This window comes from Burkholderia aenigmatica (assembly GCF_902499175.1).
GTDB classification, from domain to species: Bacteria; Pseudomonadota; Gammaproteobacteria; order Burkholderiales; family Burkholderiaceae; genus Burkholderia; species Burkholderia aenigmatica.
Genome location: NZ_CABVQC010000043.1, coordinates 23,298 through 42,885 on the forward strand (window position 1 = coordinate 23,298; position 19,588 = coordinate 42,885).

17 protein-coding genes are annotated in these 19,588 nt (G+C 67.9%); 7 read left to right on the top strand and 10 right to left on the bottom strand.

Annotated features, from left to right (window positions below):
- Positions 1 to 89: 89 nt before the first annotated feature.
- The gene (locus BDO18943_RS26780) at positions 90 to 1,025 is read right to left on the bottom strand and encodes a helix-turn-helix transcriptional regulator (protein ID WP_175024724.1); all 936 of its coding nucleotides are present in this window, start codon (positions 1,023 to 1,025) and stop codon (positions 90 to 92) included.
- 87 nt (positions 1,026 to 1,112) lie between these two features.
- Here BDO18943_RS26780 and BDO18943_RS26785 point away from each other — a divergent pair, with 87 nt between their 5' ends.
- Both BDO18943_RS26785 and BDO18943_RS26790 read left to right on the top strand, forming a co-directional pair.
- On the top strand, positions 1,113 to 2,543 hold the full coding sequence (locus tag BDO18943_RS26785; RefSeq protein ID WP_175024725.1) for a cytochrome P450: 1,431 nt from the start codon (positions 1,113 to 1,115) through the stop codon (positions 2,541 to 2,543).
- A gap of 231 nt (positions 2,544 to 2,774) precedes the next feature.
- On the top strand, positions 2,775 to 3,080 hold the full coding sequence (locus BDO18943_RS26790) for a panthothenate synthetase (RefSeq protein WP_089453035.1): 306 nt from the start codon (positions 2,775 to 2,777) through the stop codon (positions 3,078 to 3,080).
- Positions 3,081 to 3,152: 72 nt separating this feature from the next.
- Here the strand turns inward: BDO18943_RS26790 and BDO18943_RS26795 are convergent, their stop codons facing one another.
- Positions 3,153 to 3,536, bottom strand: coding sequence for a hypothetical protein (locus BDO18943_RS26795; RefSeq protein WP_175024726.1), 384 nt, complete (start codon positions 3,534 to 3,536; stop codon positions 3,153 to 3,155).
- 138 nt (positions 3,537 to 3,674) lie between these two features.
- Complete coding sequence (locus BDO18943_RS26800) at positions 3,675 to 4,475, bottom strand: helix-turn-helix transcriptional regulator (RefSeq protein ID WP_175024727.1); 801 nt, start codon at positions 4,473 to 4,475, stop codon at positions 3,675 to 3,677.
- Positions 4,476 to 4,616: 141 nt separating this feature from the next.
- On the opposite strand from BDO18943_RS26800, the gene BDO18943_RS26805 reads away from it, so the two are divergent.
- Both BDO18943_RS26805 and BDO18943_RS26810 read left to right on the top strand, forming a co-directional pair.
- Positions 4,617 to 6,023, top strand: coding sequence for an APC family permease (locus BDO18943_RS26805; RefSeq protein ID WP_043183634.1), 1,407 nt, complete (start codon positions 4,617 to 4,619; stop codon positions 6,021 to 6,023).
- A 72-nt stretch (positions 6,024 to 6,095) separates the two neighbouring features.
- On the top strand, positions 6,096 to 7,205 hold the full coding sequence (locus BDO18943_RS26810) for a DmpA family aminopeptidase (RefSeq protein ID WP_175024728.1): 1,110 nt from the start codon (positions 6,096 to 6,098) through the stop codon (positions 7,203 to 7,205).
- Positions 7,206 to 7,334: 129 nt separating this feature from the next.
- Here the strand turns inward: BDO18943_RS26810 and BDO18943_RS26815 are convergent, their stop codons facing one another.
- Together BDO18943_RS26815 and BDO18943_RS26820 are read right to left on the bottom strand one after the other, a co-directional pair.
- Entirely contained in the window at positions 7,335 to 7,547 is a 213-nt protein-coding gene (locus tag BDO18943_RS26815) for a hypothetical protein (protein ID WP_043183635.1), read from the bottom strand.
- A 137-nt stretch (positions 7,548 to 7,684) separates the two neighbouring features.
- Entirely contained in the window at positions 7,685 to 9,868 is a 2,184-nt protein-coding gene (locus BDO18943_RS26820; protein WP_175024729.1) for an FUSC family protein, read from the bottom strand.
- A gap of 201 nt (positions 9,869 to 10,069) precedes the next feature.
- On the opposite strand from BDO18943_RS26820, the gene BDO18943_RS26825 reads away from it, so the two are divergent.
- Complete coding sequence (locus tag BDO18943_RS26825) at positions 10,070 to 11,017, top strand: LysR family transcriptional regulator (protein ID WP_043183638.1); 948 nt, start codon at positions 10,070 to 10,072, stop codon at positions 11,015 to 11,017.
- 123 nt (positions 11,018 to 11,140) lie between these two features.
- On the opposite strand, the gene BDO18943_RS26830 is transcribed toward BDO18943_RS26825, so the two are convergent.
- Both BDO18943_RS26830 and BDO18943_RS26835 read right to left on the bottom strand, forming a co-directional pair.
- On the bottom strand, positions 11,141 to 11,443 hold the full coding sequence (locus BDO18943_RS26830; protein ID WP_175024730.1) for a DUF4148 domain-containing protein: 303 nt from the start codon (positions 11,441 to 11,443) through the stop codon (positions 11,141 to 11,143).
- 216 nt (positions 11,444 to 11,659) lie between these two features.
- The gene (locus tag BDO18943_RS26835; RefSeq protein ID WP_043183640.1) at positions 11,660 to 12,802 is read right to left on the bottom strand and encodes a porin; all 1,143 of its coding nucleotides are present in this window, start codon (positions 12,800 to 12,802) and stop codon (positions 11,660 to 11,662) included.
- Between the two features lie 459 nt (positions 12,803 to 13,261).
- On the opposite strand from BDO18943_RS26835, the gene BDO18943_RS26840 reads away from it, so the two are divergent.
- Complete coding sequence (locus tag BDO18943_RS26840; protein WP_175024731.1) at positions 13,262 to 14,596, top strand: chloride channel protein; 1,335 nt, start codon at positions 13,262 to 13,264, stop codon at positions 14,594 to 14,596.
- Positions 14,597 to 14,804: 208 nt separating this feature from the next.
- Positions 14,805 to 16,127 carry a TIGR00366 family protein gene (locus BDO18943_RS26845; RefSeq protein WP_089453030.1) on the top strand — a complete coding sequence of 441 codons (1,323 nt, stop codon included), beginning with the start codon at positions 14,805 to 14,807 and terminating at the stop codon, positions 16,125 to 16,127.
- Positions 16,128 to 16,193: 66 nt separating this feature from the next.
- On the opposite strand, the gene BDO18943_RS26850 is transcribed toward BDO18943_RS26845, so the two are convergent.
- The 3 genes from BDO18943_RS26850 to BDO18943_RS26860 form a co-directional block, all read right to left on the bottom strand.
- Positions 16,194 to 17,522, bottom strand: a complete 1,329-nt coding sequence (locus tag BDO18943_RS26850; protein WP_175024732.1) for an MFS transporter — start codon at positions 17,520 to 17,522, stop codon at positions 16,194 to 16,196.
- Between the two features lie 222 nt (positions 17,523 to 17,744).
- Positions 17,745 to 18,677, bottom strand: coding sequence for a BKACE family enzyme (locus BDO18943_RS26855; RefSeq protein ID WP_175024733.1), 933 nt, complete (start codon positions 18,675 to 18,677; stop codon positions 17,745 to 17,747).
- Positions 18,678 to 18,712: 35 nt separating this feature from the next.
- Positions 18,713 to 19,519, bottom strand: a complete 807-nt coding sequence (locus tag BDO18943_RS26860; RefSeq protein WP_175024734.1) for an SDR family oxidoreductase — start codon at positions 19,517 to 19,519, stop codon at positions 18,713 to 18,715.
- Positions 19,520 to 19,588 lie beyond the last annotated feature (69 nt).

A 19,588-nucleotide genomic window follows, 5' to 3' on the forward strand; every position in this document is an offset into this window, starting at 1 on the left:
CGGTGGAGGGGTTCGGGGCAATGCCTAACATTCTACTATTGGAATGTATGACCCATTTCGCATGGCCGGCATCGTGGCGCCGCCGTGCGTCACACCCACAGCCGGTACATCCAGAACGATTCGTCCTCGATGAAGCGTTGCGTGAATTCGCTCGGCGAGAATCCCGTGATGCGCTTGACCTCGCGGCTCAGGTGCGCCTGGTCGGCGAACCCTTCGTCCAGTGCGAGCGTCGCCCAGTTGAACGCGGCACCGGCTTCGAACCGGTCGCGCGCCGCAAAGAACGCGCTTTCCGTCCTGACGAGCGTTTGCCATTCGCGCAGCGATCGGCCGCTGTAGGTCTTGATACGCCGCTCGACCTGGCGTGGGCTGTGGGTATGCCGCCATTCGCGCGCCTGCAGTGCGAGGCGCTCGACCCAACTGCGTCCCGCATTGCGGAGCGACGACAGCGGCGTCGCCGGCCGCAGCGCCTGCCAGCGAGGCGCAAGATGACGTTCGATCGCCGCCAGCGCATCGGCATCGCGCTCCGCGCCCACCAGCGCATCGAGCAGCGGATGCCAGTCGTCGCCGAGGCAGGCGTGCGCGTCGAGCACGCGGTCGTGGATGTCCGCCAGCGCAATGCCGAACAGTGTCCGCGCCGCATCGGCGGTGAAGCAGATCATGCCGATCCGTCCGCCGGTCGGCGCCCAGGCCACGGTCGGGGCCGAATGGCTGCCCGACAGCGTCGCTGCGGCACCGAAGGGGCGCCACCGTGGCCCGTCGGCCGTGGGTTCGACGAAGCCCACGTCGAGATCCCGATACCACGACACGCACACCAGCGGCGTGGCCGGAAAATGCGAGAGCCGTTGCGCGTCGCTCAACACGAACCCGCGCGTGTCGTGCAACACGATCGCGACCACCGCGCCCTGCAGGGCAGCCGGCGCGGGGTACAGCCGTCCATGCGGCGACCGCCCGTCGCTCAGCGCGCGGGGAGCGCGCGCCAGCGGATCGGGGCACGACGGCGAGATCGATGACGGGTCGGAGAACATGACGCCGGAGTATAGGGACCGGCCAGACGCGTGTCGATGTCGTTTGCGTTCAAGACCGCCCGCATGCCGATTCGGATAATCCGGCCCATGAACACGCGATCCACTTCCCAATGTCCATTCCATGCGGGCGCTTCGGCTTCGGCGCCCGTGCTTCACCCGCCCGGCGTATGGCCGCCGGGGCCGCGTGCCGGCCTGACGGGTTGGGGGCTGCTGCGCACGATGTCGCGCGACCTGCTCGGCACGCTGGCCGGCTGGCAGCGCGCATACGGTGACGTCGTGCACTTGCGCATGTGGCCCGAGCATGCGGTGATCGTGACCGATCCCGCACTCGTGCGCGAACTCCTGGTGACGCATCACGATGCGCTCGGGCGCTGGGAGCGTGCCGTCCGGGTGTTTGCGGAGGTTCACGGCCATAGCGTGCTGATCGCCGAAGGCGACGCGTGGCGCGACAAGCGGCAGGCGTTGCAACCGAATTTCATGCCGAAGCCGGTGCAGGCGTTCGTGCCGTCGATCGCGGCGACGGCCGGACATGCGCTCGCGCAGTGGCCCGCGCGCGATCCGGACTGGCCGATCGAAAGCGCGCTGACGTCGCTGGCGATGGACGTGATCATGCGCACGATGTTCTCCGACGCGATCGGCGACGAGGCGCGTGCGGCCGAGGAAGCCGTGCGCGTGGTGAGCGCGGCGGCCAACGCCGATTTCTACTGGCCGGCAAGCACGCCGGACTGGATGCCGTGGAAGCGCGGCAAGGCGCGGGCGATGGCCGTGCTGAACGGGCTGATCGACCGGCAACTGCATGCGCGTCTCGATCTGCCGACGCACGCGTGGCCCGACGATCTGCTGTCGCGCCTGTTGCGGCTGCATCGGGACGACGCACGGCGATGGCCGCTGCAGGCCGTGCACGACGAATGCATGACGGCGTTCCTCGCGGGCCATGAGACGACGGCCGGGGCGTTGACCTGGTGGGCCTGGTGCATGGCAGCGCATCCGGCGGCGCAGGGCGCCGCGCGTGACGAGGTGGCGCGCGTGCTGGGCGGTCGCGCGCCATCCGCCGAGACGCGATCGTCGTTGCACTACCTGACCCATACGCTCGAGGAAACGCTACGCCTGTATCCGTCCGCGCCGATCCTGATCAGCCGCCGGGCATCGCGGCCGATCGTGCTGGGGCCGTGGCAGTTTCCCGCGCGGACGCTGTTCATGCTGCCGCTGCAACTCATGCAGCGCGATGCGCGATGGTTTGCCGAGCCCGACGCGTTTCGTCCCGAGCGGTTTGCGGACGACGCGCCGGCCGCGCCGCGCGGCTCCTACATGCCGTTCGGCACGGGGCCGCGCGTGTGTCTCGGGCAGCATCTGGCGATGACGGAAATGACGGTCGTCGCGGCGATGATCCTGCAGCGCTACGCATTGTCGGTGCCGCCCGGCATGATGCCGCCGCGGCCGGTGCTGAACGTGACGCTGCGGCCGGAGCGGCCGCTGCATCTCGCGATCGCGCCCGCTGCGGACGGCGGTACCGTGTGATGCGTGCGGCGCGGCCGGGCGAGCGGGGCGCCGATTCGACGGCGCATCGAATGCGACGCCATTCCCGGCGGATTGGCGCGTCGCTAACGATTGGCGTTCGCGCGATGCGGTGTCATCGAATCGTCGGAATGTGAATGCGAATCGGCCAATGCTTGCGGCGCCACTGGCGCGGCATCGCGCAGCACCTATGCTTGAAGGGCCCAGGCCGGGCGGAGCCCAAGGAGGATGGTCATGCGCATGCTTCTCAACATACGAATCCCTCACGAGCCGTTCAACACGCTGGTGCGCGACGGCAGCGTCGGCGACGTGATCGGGCGAATACTCGAAGCGGTCAAGCCGGAGGCCGTGTATTTCACCGAGCAGAGCGGCGGACGCGGGGCCGTCGTGATCGTCGACGTGAATGATCCGTCGCAAATCCCGGCGCTCGCGGAGCCGTGGTTCCTGATGTTGAATGCGGACTGCGAGTTTCGCGTGGTGATGTTGCCGGACGATCTCCGGAATGCCGGGCTCGCGCAACTCGGTGCGAAGTGGAAGTAGCGGGAAGCTTCACATGCCCCTGCGCCTGCTCGAGAACCGGGCAGGCGGCATGGCGCGGCGCTCGCGCGCCGACTAACGCGCAGGCTGCGGCGGTTCGACGTTCGCCGCTTGCCTGTCCTTCGGTCGCAATAGCAACAGCAGGCCGCTCAGTGCCGCCGCGGCGACGAACACGAAAAAGAACCGTTGGTTCCATTGATACTCGCTGGTGGACGCCGTGCCACCGTGATTCCCGGCCGTGGCGCCGATTTCCAGCAGGAACGTGAAGACGGCCGGCACCGGCGCGGAACCGAGGTAGGCCAGGAACGCGAACTGCAGCCGGCCACGGGTCAGGATCGACCAGATGTTCTTCCCCATCAGCCAGGCAACCAGCACCACGGGCGGTACGAGCACGATCGATGCGGCACTGATCGCACACAGAAACAGCCAGCCAAGTCCCATGATCGGAATGAGCGACATGAATCGGGATTCCTGTTTTCGGGCAATCTTGTTGTCGACGGAGCGTCCGCATCGGTGTCGCGGGATGAACACGGCATGTGGCGCTTGACGGAGTGTGCCCGATTCCGCGCCGGTTGCCATCCATCAGCATCGACGCGGTCATCCGGCCGCGTCTTCCCCCAGCGCCTGGATGAACCGCGAAAACAGCTCGGGTTGCGACGAGATCCCGAGCTTTGCGTAAAGATGCCGCCGGTGCACCTTCACCGTTTCGGGTGATATCGCGAGCCGCTCGGCAATCGCCTTCGACGAATTGCCGCGCAGCACCATTCTCGCGATCGACATCTCGCGATCGGTCAGCACGCCCGCACCGAAGCGGGCGAGCGCCTGCTCGACCCGCGCGCCGAGATCGGCGTCGGGCGCCGCGCGTGCCGCGTCGCCCACCAGCCGCCAGTGCTGCCGGATCGCCGCGAGCACCCACGGCATCGCGGCCGTCAGCTTGCCGAGCGGCTCGACGTCGAACCGCGCGCCCGCCCCGAGCGACAGCGACAGCAGCATGTCGGCATTCGGCCGCACGAGGATCTGGATCTCGTCATCGCCGACCGCATCGCGGAAGTAGCTCAGGAAATATTCGCTCTGCCGGAACAGGTCGGGCGCGACTTCCTCGAGCCGGTAGCAGCCGTCGGCGAGCCCGTCGTGCGCGGCCTGCAGGAACGGATCGAGCAGATACACGCCGTTCAGGTAGAGCGGCACGGGCGACGCGGCATCGGTGCCGCCCGTGTCGTATTCGTCGAGCACGAGCGGTACGCCGTCGGGGCCGATCGCGGTCGCGAGCGCGTTGTCGAACGGCACCATTTCATTGAGCAGCAGCACCAGGAACCGCCAGAAACGCGGCTGGCCGAGATGATCGATTGCGCGGCCGAGCGCCTGGTGCATCGCGATTTCGGAAAAGAGACGATCCATACCACCACCGGAAGGGCGTAACACGAAGGGGGAATAGCGGTCCTGAAATTGGCTTCCTAGACTGCCACGCAATCAATCGGGCCCGAGTATGGGCGTTCAAAAAAAAGTGGCAAAGGATTGGCCCAAGCACAGGAGAACGAAATGGCGATGATGTCGGAATCGACGGGCACGCTGCAAGCGGCGCCTGCAACGGAAGACGCGCCGCGCGCGCTGTCGCAGACGCTCAGCGTGCGCGATGCGGTGATGATCACCGTCTCGGGCGTGACGCCCGCGAGCTCGATCTTCGTGATCGCGCCATTCGCGATCCAGCAGGCCGGCAGCGGCGCCGTGCTGTCGTTCCTGCTCGGCGGCGTGCTCGCGCTGGCGTTCGCGCTCTGCTATGCGGAACTCAGCGCCGCGCACCGCAGCGCGGGCGGCGAGTACGTGATGGCCAAGCGCGTGTTCGGCACGCTGCCCGGCTACCTGACCTTCATCACGGTGCTGTCCGTCAGCGTGTTCATTCCGGCCGTGCTCGCGAGCGGCGCCGCGCCTTACCTGAACAACGCGCTCGGCACGCACTTCAGCAACCAGTCGGTCGCGCTGACGATCGTGCTGCTCAGCTACCTGCTCGGCATGCTGAACATCAAGACGAACGCGTGGATCACGGGCGCGTTCCTGGTGGTGGAGATCGGCGTGCTGATGCTGATCGCGGGCCTCGGCTTCGGTTCGCCGCATCGCGGCGCCGACGTGCTGGTCGCACCGGTCGTCGCGAGCGGCAACGCGCTCGTGCCGGCGACGCTGGCTGCGATCGTCCCGGCGATCGGCACCGCGATCTTCTGCTACAACGGCTTCGGCTCGGCCGCCTATCTCGCGGAAGACCTGCGCGGCGGTAACCGCAATGTCGCGAAGGCGGTGATCTATTCGCTGCTCGTGATCCTCGTCGTCGAACTGATTCCGCTCACCGCGATCGTGCTCGGCGCGCCGTCGCTGACGGAACTGACGAAGAGCGCCGACCCGATCGGCTATGTAGTGCGTTCGCTGAGCAATCCGGCCGTGTCGCGCGTGGTCAGCGGCGGGATTTTCCTGTCGGTATTCAACGCGATCATCGCGATCGTGATCACGATGGGCCGCCTGCTGTACAGCAGCGGCCGGCACGCGCTCTGGTCGCGCACCTGCAACCGCGCATTCTCGACGATCCACCCGCGCTTCGAATCGCCGTGGCTCGCCACCCTCGCGCTCGCGGTGCCGTCGGCCGGGCTCGTGTTCGTGTCGAGCCTCGACGAGCTGACCGCGTTCACGGTCGACCTGCTGCTGCTGATCTATCTGGTCGTCGGCCTGGCCGCGCTCGCGAGCCGGTTCGTACGCCGTGACGTCGAACACCATTACAGGATGCCGTTGTGGCCCGTGACGCCGCTCGTCGCGGTAGCCGGCGCCGCGTATACGCTCTACACGACGCTCGCAACGGCGACGAAACCGACCGACCTGATCATCATCGCGGGGTTGCTGATCGCCGCGCTCGTGATGTATGCAGTCTGGGCGCGCCACAGCGAAGCCTTCCGTACGCTCTGAGCGCCGGATCGAAAGCTTGCCGCACCGAAACACTGAAACACCGAACCATTGAAAGACTGGAGGAATTGCATCATGCGCACGAGGGATCTCGGCATCCGCATCGGACTGGGCACACCGGGCCGCTTCAACGCGATCACGGACGTTCCGGGCGTGCGGGTCGGACATTGCACGCTGAACGTCGAGAACGGCGACGCGTCGATCCGCACCGGCGTCACCGTCATCGAACCGCGCGCGGGCGCCGCGCACGATTCGCCGTGTTTCGCGGGCGTGCACGTGCTGAACGGCAATGGCGACGCGACGGGGCTCGAATGGATCCGCGAGGCCGGCTTGCTGACCACGCCGATCGCCTATACGAATACGCACAGCGTCGGTGCGGTGCGCGATGCGCTCGTCGCGAACGAGCGCGAAGCGGCGGCCGGCCGCGTGTACTGGTGCATGCCGGTCGTGATGGAAACCTACGACGGGCTGCTGAACGACATCTGGGGGCAGCACGTGAGCGCCGCGCACGTGCTGCGTGCGCTGGCCGCCGCACAGTCGGGGCCGGTTGCCGAAGGCGGCGTGGGCGGCGGCACGGGGATGATCTGCCACGAGTTCAAGGGGGGCATCGGCACCGCGTCGCGTGTGCTTTCGGCCGAGGCGGGCGGCTGGACCGTCGGCGCGCTCGTGCAGGCGAACTACGGCGTGCGCGAGATGCTGCGCGTGGCCGGCTACCCGGTCGGCGAAGTGCTGCGGCACGTGCCTTCGCCGTTCCGTGCGCCGGACGCGCAAGGCGAGGCCGGGATGGGCTCGATCGTCGTGACGATCGCGACCGACGCGCCGCTGCTGCCGCACCAGTGCACGCGCCTTGCGCAGCGTGCGAGCGTCGGGCTGGCGCGCGTCGGCGGCGGCACCGAGGATTCGAGCGGCGACATCTTCCTGGCGTTCGCAACGGGCAACGATGGCCTGCCGGCGGCGAACTACGGCAGCAAAGGGGCACCGACGACCGGCGTGAAGATGGTCAACAACGACCATATTTCCGCGCTGTTCGTCGCGGCGGCGGAGGCGGTGGAGGAGGCGATCGTGAATGCGCTCGTGGCGGGCGGCGACGTCGAGTCGCGCGGTGCGCGGGTCGAGGGGCTGGGGCAGGCGCGCTTGCTGGATGCGTTGCGCGAGGTGGGTTGGCGGCCGGGGCGCGGCGCCTGAAACGGCATGCGCCGCTTCAATCGAAGCGGCGTGGGGGCGAGCGGCGATGCGGCGATCGGCCGGGCCGCCGCTCGCCCGCGCAAGCAGTGCGGGCGGTGCAGGCCTGGCCGTGACGACGCGGCGTCATGCTCAGCTGCCGAAGTAGACGTTGCAGAAGCTGACGGGGCCGACACAGGCGTTCGGGTCTTCCTGCTTCGATTGCGCACGATCGACGCGGCCGGCGGTTGCGACGGCTTCAGCGCGGTTCGCCTGTTGCTGTGCGACGTCTGCCGGTGCCGGCTGTGCGTGAGCAACAGCAGCGGTGAGCGACAGGGCAACGAGGGCGAGGTGCAGCGGCTTCATTTTGGTTTCTCCTGGGTGAGTGCCAGTCTCGCTGGCAGTGAGGAAACTATAGGCTCGTACTGCTTAAAGATTAATCACCGCGGCTGTAGAGCTTATTTCCATCCGGAACAAGGATCACGTTGCGCACGCACCGATCGTCAATGGCGATGCCGGTTGAACGGCGCGTCCTTGTCCAGCAGTGCGCTGCGCATGAAGTGCAGGCAGCCGACGATTCGCTGCATGCGGTGCCGCTCGTCGGGCACCGAATACCACGCCTGCAGCGTGTGCTGCGCCGCGCGGATCGCGAGATTCACCGATTTCAGCGTGCGCGCATGATGGCCGGGCGTCGGATCGTCGAAGAAGCGCGGCAGCTCGTGCAGCACAGCTTCGACGGAACCGGTCCAGCGCAGTGTCTGCGGCGGTTTCGATGCGGAGAACGCATTCAGTTCGTCGCGCAGGTCGATCACCGCGTGGCCGACCTCGAGCGTCGACAGCATCCAGCGCATCGCGTCGCGATGCTGTCGCGTGCGTCGCACGAGCAGCGTGCGCAGTTGCGCCATCAGGTCGTGCGTGCTCGACTGGAAGCGCTGCGCGAGGCCGTCCGTTGCCCCTTCGCATGCCAGCGTGACCTGGCGGCGCAGGTCGTGCGCGATGCGGCCGGTGAGCCACGGCATGTGGGTCGGGAACACGACAGCGAACACGAGCGAGCACGCGAGCATTGCGATGACGATCGCCAGGCCGTTGTTGATCAGCACCTCGGGCGTGTATGCAGTCACGTTGTCGGGCCCCGCGAGCAAGCAGAAAAACACCGCGAAGCCGATCCCGTAGCCGGACAGTCCCGGTCGCATCGCGAGAAACGCGCCGAGGCCGAGCACCGGCGCGAGCGCGGCGCACAGCAGCGGGAAGCCGTCGATGTTCGGATACACGTAGCACAGGAACACGTAGCCGACGGCGGTCGCGAATGCCGCGCCGACGCTCATCTGCGCGACGAACTTCGGTGCACGCGGTGACGTCGAGCTGAGTGCGCACGCGATCGCGGTGGCGATCACCGCGAGCGGGCCGCTCGGCCATTCGGACGCGAGCCAGAACGCGCTCATCGCGCCGACGGCGACGATCGTGCGCAGGAACGCGAACCCGACGAAGAACGAGTTGGTTTTCACCGCGTAATGCGTGACCGAGCGCTCGAACGCGTGATCGTCCTGGTCGAGCGACGCATAGGTGTCGGCGTAACCGAGATATTCGCCGATGAAGCGGTACAGCAGCTCGATCGCCGTATCGAAGTCGAGCAGGCCGCCGGCCGCATGCGCCTCGATGTCTCGGCGCGACGCGCGCGCAGCTTTCGGCAACGCGCTGTGGAAGCGGCGCAGCTCGAGCAGTGCGCCGGTGGCCGGCGCGATGCCGCGCTGCCGCTCGTCACGCAGCGCGGCGAAGCGCTGCGCGAGCGCATCGACGTGCGGCGCCAGCGCATCGAGCACCGCGTCCGAGCCATTGGCGCGCAACCGCTTGACGAGTTGGTGCAGCGCATGCAGCCGCGTGCACGCGTTCATGAACTCGCTGTTCAACCGCGCGAGGCGGCGGCTGCGCGCGCGAATGTGCGGATCCTCGAACGACGCGAACGCGCGGTTGGCCTCGAAGCCGACGATATCGTCGACGAAATCGGCGAAACGTCGCTCGAAATCGCCGCGTGCAACGTCGCCTGCGAGCGCGCCGGCCGTGAACGCCGCGAACGTCGCATGGCGGGTGCCCAGCGAGCGCATCAGCGCCTTCGCGGAGCTGAGCGGCAGGATCAGCGCGCTGACCGCGCCCGAGCACGCGATGCCGAGCGCGACTTCCGCGGCACGGGTGAGCGCGGACTGGAACAGCGTCTGCGGGGTCATCACGGACGGCAGGCCGATCAGCGCGGCCGTATAGCCAGCGAGCACGAAGCCGTACCAGCGGAAGTGGCGGTTGCGCACCGCGAGCGCGATGCAGGTGCCGATCCACAGCGTGATGCCGGCCATGTACAGCTCGGGCTGCTGCGCGAACAGCCCGCCGAGCGCCAGCGCGGCGACGAGGCCGGCCGCCGTGCCGAGCACGCGGTAGAAACTCTTGGCGAACACCATTCCCGACAGCGGCTGCATCAGCACGAACACGGTCGTCATCGCGGTGCGCGGCTGCGACATTTCCAGGCGCATCGCGATGCCCATCGCGAGGAGCGCCGCGAGTACGGTTTTCGCGAGGTGCAGCCAGATCAGCCCGTCGCTCGCGGCCCAGTCGCGCGCCGCGTCGCCGAGTGGATCGAGCCAGGTCCTCCATCGTGCCGGTTCGATGGAAGGTCGCTCGATCGCAGGTGATGGCTTCATGACTGGGGTGGGGCTCGTACGGCGCCGGGCGGGGTGCCGCGGCTTGTCCGAACGGTCCGTTCGACTGGTGAGGCGCCGATTGTAGGAGTGCGGCGCCTGCGCATTAACGCAGCTGCGGGGAAACGATAGTTGCAGCCGGAGTAACAATCTGTCGCATCCAGTGGAGGAAAATAGCGGCTCCGCTACAGGTTGCTCACAGGAATGGATACCCTACAAAACATGCGGGTGTTTTCGCGCGTCGTCGAAACGGGCAGTTTCACCGCCGCCGCGCAATCGCTGAATTCGACGACCGGCGCGATGTCGCGCGCGGTGTCGGAACTCGAAGCGCGCCTGCGCACCCGTCTGATGAATCGTTCGACGCGCCGTCTCGCACTCACGTCGGCCGGCGAAAGCTATCTGCGGCGCTGCCGCCAGATCCTCGCCGACGTCGACCGCGCGGAAGAAGAGGCGAGCTGCGCGCACGAACGGCCGGCCGGCGTGCTGCGCATGCACAGCTTCGCGAGCGTTGGCCATCACTATGTGTTGCCCACGCTGACGCGCTATCACGCGCAGTTTCCGGACGTGTCGATCGAGCTGTCGCTGTCGCAGCGCATGCCCGACCTGTTCGACGGTACGAGCGACATGGCCGTCGTGACCGCGTCGTCGCTGCCCGATTCCGAACTCGTGTCGCACCTGCTCGGCTCGACCTTCAGCATCCTGTGTGCGTCGCCCGACTATGTGAAACGCCACGGCGCGCCGGTTCGTCCGCAGGATCTCGCCGCGCACGCGTGCCTGACGCTGTGCACGCCGGCGTTCCCGACGCACGAATGGGTGCTCGAAGGGCCCGAAGGCGTCGAGCAGATCCACGTCGCGGGGCCGGTGCAGACCAATACGGCCGAATCGCTCGCCCTCGCGATCCGCGACGGCATCGGGATCGGCATGCTGCCGCTGTACTCGGCGATCGATGCGCTGCGCGACGGCACGCTCGTCCGCGTGCTGCCCGCGCATATCCTGCAGAAGATGAACGTCTACGCGCTGTATCCGTCGCGTCGCTTCGTCGATGCGAAGGTGCGGACCTGGGTCGAGATGCTGCGTGCACAGGTGCCGGGAATGATTGCGCGCGACGTCGAGATGCTCAACGCGATCGATCGCGAACCGCAGGCCGCCTGAGCGGCGGACGCGCGCCGGCGTCCTGCCGGCTTTTTCTCTTCAAGCAAACCACACGAACGCGAATGCAACCTGCGCCGCGCCCGCGGCACATCGTTCACGCGGGCGCGGCGCATCGTCGTGCCGTTACAGCGCGGGCTTTGCCGCCGCGCCCGATTCCGTTGCCGGTTCGCCGGCCGGGCCGTACGCGGCATGCGCGGCCTTCTGTTCCGCAAGACGCTTTTCGTGGAGTCGTTCCTGCGCCGCCATGATGTCATCCGGATAGTTGTTGGATTCGCCGCGCGCAGGGTTGTAGCCGACCGACTCGAGATCGGTCAGCTCCTGCAGCACTTGCGCACGCGTGACGGGCGACTTGGCCGACTGGGCGAACGACAGGGCCGGTGCAGCGAGCAGGACGGCAGCGGCGGCGGTAACGACGAGCGATTTCACGAGGTTCTCCTGGGGACGGGGTGGGCGGCCGGTTCGACGCGCGATGCGTGACCCCGACCTTTGCTGGCAGTCTACGCAGCACCCGCGCGCGTAAAAACCCCGATTCCAGGCAGGCAGCCTTCCAGATGAAACAACATTGGCGCAAGCCGCCCGCGGCGAACGCGCCCGCGTGAGAACGCGGGTGCGTGGCCAACGGGCGACGTTGCCGCGCGCCGGTCAGAAGCGCGTGCGCATGCCGATCGTGCCGACGATCTGGTTCGCCGTGCTCGATGCGCCGCCCGAGCCGTTGATGAACGCCTGGTAGCCGCGGCCCGATGCGTGCTGATACATCGCTTCCGCGTACACGTCCGTGCGGCGCGACAGCTTGTAGACGGCCTGCAGGTCGACCTGATGCCACTTCGGATCGGTGCCGTGCTTGCTGTCGGGGTTCGACACGCTGGCGTCCGTGTACACGTAGGCCGCGCCGAGGCTGACGGCCGGCGTCACCGCATAGCGCACGTTCACGTCGTAGTTGTTGAACGCGACCTGGCCGGTCGAGCCGAACGAGCCCGTGTTGTCGTACTGCGAGCGCGTATAGACGAAGCCGACGGTGGCCGGGCCGAACCCGTAGCTGATGCCACCGCCGTACGATCGCATGCGGTCCGAGCCGATCGACCAGCCGCCCTGGTTCAGGCTCTTCGCTTCGGCCGCATCGGTCGCGCCGGGGCTCGCGCTCGTCGAGCCCTTCGTGCCGTTCATCTGCAGGTATGCGCCGGCCAGCTTCAGCGGGCCGTTCGTGTAGCTCGCCGCGACGCTGTATGCGCGGTTCGCGCCGAAGCTGGTCGCGTTCGAGAATGCGTACATCGCGCCGACCTTGAAGCCTGCGTAGGTCTCGCTCGTGTACTTGACCGCGTTGTTGATGCGTAGCGAGTGGTTCAGGTTGTCGTTGTCGAACGGATGCGCGAAGCTCGTGTCGCCGAAGTCGCCGGCCGTGGCCGACAGCGGCGCGACGAAGTCGACCATCGTGTCGTACTGGCGGCCGAGCGTCAGCGTGCCATAGCCACTCTGGCTCAGGCCGACGTACGCGTGGCGGCCGAACAGCTTGCCGTCCTGCCCGAGCCCGCCGTTGTTCACGTTGAAGCCGTTCTCGAGCACGAACAGCGCCTTCAGGCCGCCGCCGAGATCTTCGGTGCCGCGAAACCCGATGCGGCTGCCGTTGACGGTGCCGCTGTTCAGGCGCCACAGCGACGCACCGTTGGCGTTGTTGGTATAGACGATGCCGGCGTCGATCAGGCCGTACAGCGTCACGGAGCTCTGTGCGTGAGCGAGCGGGGCGAACAGCGCGGCGGTGCATGCGCCGGCGATGAGGGTTTTTTTCAAGTCAAGGCTCCTGCGTGTGGGACTGGGAACGAAAGTTCGGCGCAAGTATAGGAATGCCTCGCGCGTGCAAGGCCACCGGGGGCCGCGAGCGCACCTTTCCGGATCCGGCAAGAGTCCTTCACAAAACTGACACGACGCGCCGCACGCGCGAGACGATGGCGGTTCTTGCGTGATCGCACGCGGCTGGTATCCGTTCATCGCGGAGAGCCTGTCGCGTCGTTGCAACATGCGCGGGGCGGGCACGGCGGTTGATCGGTGCGACCGGCGCGCGTCACGTATCCGGATTGAGGCGGACGAAGGACGACGAAGGGTGATGGCCTGCCTGTCTTTATGTATTCATCAAATGCATGAGTTGATTCGAAAAATACGTTTGTCTCATGATGGGCGCCGGCCTACGATGCGGTCCTGACGACGGCGCGCGTGTTGCGCGCCGTCTTTTCGATCCCATTCGCCGACCCCATGCGCCTCGATCTCCCGTCCGCTCCCGCCCCTTCTTCGCCGGCCGCCAGCCCGTTCGCGCGGGTGGCCGTCGTCACGATCCTGACCGGCGTCGGCGCGGGCCTCGGCGGCATGCTGCTCGCGCTGCTGCTGCATGCGATCCAGCACGTTGCGTATGGCTACAGCGTCGCGCACGTGATCGGCACCGAGAGCTTCCTCACCGGCGTGACCGGTGCCGATCCGTTGCGCCGGCTCGTGGTGCTGACCGTCTGCGGGATCGTCGCCGGCGGCGGGTGGTGGGCGCTGTACCGGTATGGCCGGCCGCTCGTCAGCATCCGCCGCGCGGTGCGCGCGGCCGATCCGCGGATGCCGTTCGTCAGTACGACGGTTCACGCGTTGCTGCAGATCGTCACCGTCGCGCTCGGCTCGCCGCTCGGCCGCGAAGTCGCACCGCGCGAGATCGGTTCGCTGCTTGCCGGGCGGCTTGCGCATCGCGCGGGGCTCACGCCCGACGATTGCCGGCTGATGGTCGCGTGTGGGGCGGGCGCGGGCCTCGCGGCCGTCTATAACGTGCCGCTCGGCGGCGCGATCTTCGTGCTCGAAGTGCTGCTCGGCACGTTCGAACTGCGTGCGCTGGTCGTGGCGGTCGCGACGTCGGCGATCGCGGCAGCTGTCGCATGGATTGGCCTCGGCAACGAGCATCAGTACACGGTGCCGCCGTTCGTGCTGAGCACACCGCTGGTGGCGTGGTCGATCGTCTGCGGGCCGCTGTTCGGCTTTGCCGCATACGGCTTCGTGCGGCTCACGACGCGAGCCCGGGCGAACGCGCCGAAAGACGGGCGGCTGCCCGTGCTCGCGCTGCTCAACTTCGCGGCGATCGGCGTGCTCGCGATGCGGTTTCCGCAATTGCTCGGCAACGGCAAGGGCCCGGCGTCGCTGGGCTTCGACGGCACGCTGACGATCGGCCTTGCCGCGGCGCTGCTCGTGCTGAAGGTGCTGATCGAGGCCGGCAGCCTGCGGGCGGGCGCCGAAGGCGGCCTGCTGACGCCGGGCCTCGCGAACGGCGCGCTGCTCGGCGTCGTGCTGGGCGGGCTGTGGAGCCTCGTGTGGCCGGGTGCGTCGATCGGCGGATGCGCGCTGGTCGGCGCGACAGCGTTTCTCGCCGCGTCGATGCAGATGCCGATCACGGCGGTCGTGCTGCTGGCCGAATTCACGCGCGCGGATCACGACAGCCTCGTGCCGATGCTGCTTGCCGTGGCCGGGTCGCTCGTCGCGTACCGGTTCGCGCAGCGGTTGGCCGAGCGGCGGGTGGATTCGGTTGCAACCGTGAGCACACCTGCGACGGCCGTTCGCTAACGCACGCGCATCCGTCCTTGTCACCGGCGGTGCCGACTGCACCGCCGGTTGCCGTTTTCCTCCCCGTTTCCACCGCCGCGCCAGCACGCAATCGCAGCCGCGCGCGCCCAAGCGCGTTCGCCGGTTCTGTGCAAGAATCCGCGCGTTTCCGCGCCTCAACCAACAACGACACGCGCGGACGTCCCTATCAGGAAACGAGGAGCTCAAGTTGATTCAGCGCATTTCCCGCTTTTTCACGCAGGTGGTTCACCGCGTGTTGCCCGACCCGTTGATTTTCGCGATCCTGCTGACGATCGTCACGTTCGCGCTCGCGTTCGGCCTGACGCCGAATACGCCCGCGCAGCTCACGACGATGTGGGGTTCGGGTTTCTGGAACCTGCTCGCGTTCTCGATGCAGATGGTGATGATTCTCGTCACCGGCCACGCACTCGCGAGCTCGCCGCCCGTGAAGCGCATGCTCGTCGCGCTCGCGAGCACCGCGCGCACGCCGGGGCAGGGCGTGATGCTCGTTGCGTTCGTCGGCGCGCTCGCCTGCGCGATCAACTGGGGCTTCGGCCTCGTGCTCGGCGCCATGCTCGCGCGCGAAGTGGCGCGCCGTGTCGCCGGCAGCGATTACCGGCTGCTCGTGGCGTCCGCATACATGGGCTTCCTGAGCTGGCACGGCGGATTGTCGGGTTCGGTGCCGCTCGTCGCGGCCACGAAGGGCAATCCGATGGAGAAGACCATCGGGCTGATTCCCGTGTCGCAGACGATCTTCACCGGTTACAACGCGTTCATCACGATCGGCCTGATCGTGATGCTGCCGTTTCTCGCGCGCATGATGATGCCGAAGCCCGGCGACGTCGTCAGCGTCGATCCGGCGCTGCTCGCCGAACCGCCGAGCGTCGAGCGCCAGCTCGGGCCCGACGCGACGTTCGCGGAGCGGATGGAGGAGAGCCGCGCATTGTCGGTCCTCGTCGCGGCGCTGTGCGCGGCGTTCCTCGTGCTGAAGTTCGTGCAGAAGGGCTTCGCGCTCGACATCGACACCGTGAACCTCGCATTCCTCGCGGCCGGCATCCTGCTGCACCGGACGCCGATGGCCTATGCGCGCGCGGTGGCCGGCGCGGCGCGCGGCGCGTCGGGGATCATGATCCAGTTCCCGTTCTATGCGGGCATCCAGGCGCTGATGGATCACTCGGGGCTCGCGGGCGTGATCACGAAGTGGTTCGTCGATATCGCGAACGTGCACACGTTCCCGCTGCTCGCGTTCCTGAGCTCGGCCGTGATCAACTTTGCGGTGCCGTCCGGCGGCGGCCACTGGGTCGTGCAGGGCCCGTTCGTGATGCCGGCGGCTCAAGCGCTCGGCGCCGATCTCGGCAAGGCCGCGATGGCGATCGCGTACGGCGAGGCGTGGACCAACATGGCGCAGCCGTTCTGGGCGCTGCCCGCGCTGGCGATCGCCGGGCTCGGCGTGCGCGACATCATGGGGTATTGCGTGACGACGCTGCTGTTCTCGGGCGTCGTCTTCATCGCGGGGATGTATCTGTTCTGACGCAGTAGGGCGCGATGCGGGCGGCGTTTGACGCGCGCATCGCGCTGGCTTGAATGGCGCGGGCGGTCAACCGTGCGACCGCGCGTCGGCATGCTCGTGCCCATGACGCAGCGCCAGGCTCGCAAACGCCGCGACGACGAGCGCGGCCGCCAGCAGCGTCAGCCCGTTTTTCGCATTGCCGGTGGCCTGTTCGATCGCGCCGACGACGGTCGGCCCGACGAAGCCGCCGAGCAACCCGCACGTATTCACGAGCCCGAGCCCGCCGGCCAGCGCGCTGCCGGCGAGCCGCGACGCGGGAAAGGTGAACACTATCGATTGCACGACGAAGAACATCGACGCGGCCACGCACACGCAGGCAAGCCCGGCGACAGGCGACACATGCGCGGCGCCGACCATTCCGGCCGCCATCACGACCAGCCCCGCGCACAGCATCCGCCGTGAATGACGCGACTCGCGCGCGAAGCGCGGCAGGGTCCCGGCCCCGATCGCTGCGGCGAGCCACGGTAGTGCGGTCAGCAGTCCGACTGCGAACGGCGAGAAGCGCCCTGACGCGCCGATGATGCCCGGCAGGAAGAAGATCACCGTGTAGATCGTCAGTTGATGGCAGAAGTACACGAAGATCGCGAGCCAGATCTGCGGATCGCGCAGCGCGGAACCGAACGCATGGCCGCCGTGCGCGGCGACGCCCGCATCCTGTTCCGCGGCCAGCGTGCGCTCGAGCGCACGGCCGGTTTCCGCGGAGAGCCACGGCGCGGCGCTCGGGCGGTCCGGCAAGCGCGTCCACACGACGAACGCGAGCAGGATCGCCGGGATGCCTTCGACGACGAACAGCCATTGCCAGCCGTGGAAGCCGAGCGTGCCGTCGAGTTCGATCAGCGCGCCGGCCAGCGGCCCGCCGACGATGTTGGCGATGCACACGCCGAGCAAGAAGTAGCCGGTTGCGCGCGCCCGCTCTTCGCGGCCGAACCAGTACGTCAGGTACAGCATCACGCCGGGAAACAGGCCGGCCTCGGCGGCACCGAGCAGCAGGCGCATCACGTAGAACGACGTTTCGCCGCGGACGAACGCCATGGCGACCGACAGTGCGCCCCAGGTGATCATGATGCGCGTGATCCAGAAGCGCGCGCCGACGCGATGCATGACCAGATTGCTCGGGATCTCGAAGAGCGCATAGGTCAGGAAGAACAGGCCCGCGCCGAGCCCGTACGCGGCCGATGAAATGCCGAGATCGACGCCCATCGAGTGTTTGGCGAACGCGATGTTGGTGCGGTCGAGGAAACTGATCACGTAGGCGGCGATCAGCAGCGGCATCAGTTTGCGGAACAGCAGCCGGTTCAGCGACGCGCTTGCGTCGCCGGTGGCGGACGGCAGGGCCTGGGCTTGATGTGTGGACATGCGGACGACTCCGGTAAGGGCGAACCGGCGCGCGCGGCAAGCACGGCGCGCCGCGTTCGGCAGATGCCGCTGCGACGTGCGCAGCGGATGGGCAGACGACGGAGCCGCGCCGGCGGCGCTCGAACGGAGCGGGGCGATGATGGGCGTCCTGGCGCCGGCCGGCTGCGGCCGGCGCCTTGTCACTGCGCTTGCGGGTCCTGGTGTTGGGTCGCGAAGCGGCGATCAGAAATTCACCGCGTCGCCCCCCTTGAGTGCGAGCATCGCGCGCGCCTCGGCCGGCGTCGCGATGTCCAGCGACAGGCCTTCGAGCACCTGCCGCATCTTCAGTACCTGCGCGGCGCTCGATTCCGCGAGCTGGCCGGGCGCGATCCACAGCGAATCCTCGAGCCCGACGCGCACGTTCGCGCCCTGCGCGGCGCCGATCGTCGCGAGCGGAATCTGGTTGCGGCCGGCACCGAGGATCGACCAGACGTAGTCGCCGCCGAACAGGCGGTCGGCCGTGCGGCGCATGTGCATCAGGTCGTCCGGGTGCGCGCCGATCCCGCCGAGCAGGCCGAACACGCTTTGCACGAAGAACGGCGGCTTCGCGAGTCCGCGGTCGACGAAATGCGCGAGGTTGTACAGGTGCGAGATGTCGTAGCACTCGAATTCGAAACGCGTGCCGTTCGCGCCGCAGCGCGTGAGGATCGTCTCGATGTCGGCGAAGGTGTTCTTGAACACGAGGTCGCGGCTCTTCTCCAGATGTTCGCGTTCCCACGGATGCTTCAACTCGCGGAAGCGCTCGAGCATCGGGTACAGCCCGAAGTTCATCGAACCCATGTTCAGCGACGCGACCTCGGGCTGGAAATGCAGCGCAGGCTGCAGCCGTTCGTCGACCGTCATGTGCGGGCTGCCGCCCGACGTCAGGTTGATCACGGCGTCCGTCTGCGCCTTGATGCGAGGCAGGAATTCGGCGAACACGGCAGGATCCTGGGTCGGCTTGCCGTCGGACGGATTGCGGGCGTGCAGGTGCAGGATCGCCGCGCCGGCCCGGGCAGCCGCGACGGCGGCCGTCTCGATCTCGTGCGGCGTCACGGGCAGGTACGGCGACATCGAAGGCGTATGGATCGCGCCGGTCGGCGCACAGGTGATGATGACTTTGCGAGCGTTTGCCATGGAGGGAATCCCTTCGGTGAGCGATGCAGGAGGCGTCAGAGCACTTCGACGTTGCCGCAGACGGAGATCGCCTGTCCGGTGATCCCGTGTCCGCCGGGCGAGCACAGGAACAGTGCGGTCGCGGCGATCTCGGCCGGATCGGTCATGCGCCGCAGCGAGATTTTCTCCAGATAGCGCTTTTCCATCTCGTCGTAACTGACGCCGAGCTGCTGCGCGCGCGCATCGATCACGCGGCGCATCCGGGGGCCCCGCACGATGCCGGGCTGGATCGCGTTCACGCGGATGCCGAGCGGCCCGAGTTCGATCGCGAGGCTTTTCACGAGGCCGACCACGGCCCACTTGGTCGCCGCGTAGGGTGTGCGGAACGCATATCCGAGCCGACCCGCCACCGACGACAGCGCGATGATGGCGCCGCCGTGTTTCGATTCGCGCAGAAGCGGCACCGCGCGGCGCGCAAACTGGAACTGCGCGTTCAGGTTGATCGCGACCGTCTGCTCCCACTGCACGGGATCGATTTCGTCGATGCCGCCGGTCGGGCCGGCGATGCCAGCGTTGTTGACGAGTACGTCGAGGCCGCCGAGCGTGGCCGATACGTCGTCGAACACCCGTGCGACGGCAGCCGGATCGGATACGTCGGCCAGCGTCGCTCCGATCACGCTTGCTCCGGCGCGCGGCGGCCGGTCGGCGAGCGCGGCGATCGCGGCCTGCGACGCGTCACAGACATGCACACGCGCGCCGCACTCCGCGAACGCGTCCGCGATGTCGAGACCGATGCCCGAGGCACCGCCCGTCACGAGGACGCGCAGGCCGTCATAGGGTTTCAGCAGGTCGGAAGCTGTCATGCCGGGTTGTCTCCATCGTTGATGTTGTCGGATGCGGCCGCCCGCGATCGGGCGATCGCGGCAAGCGGC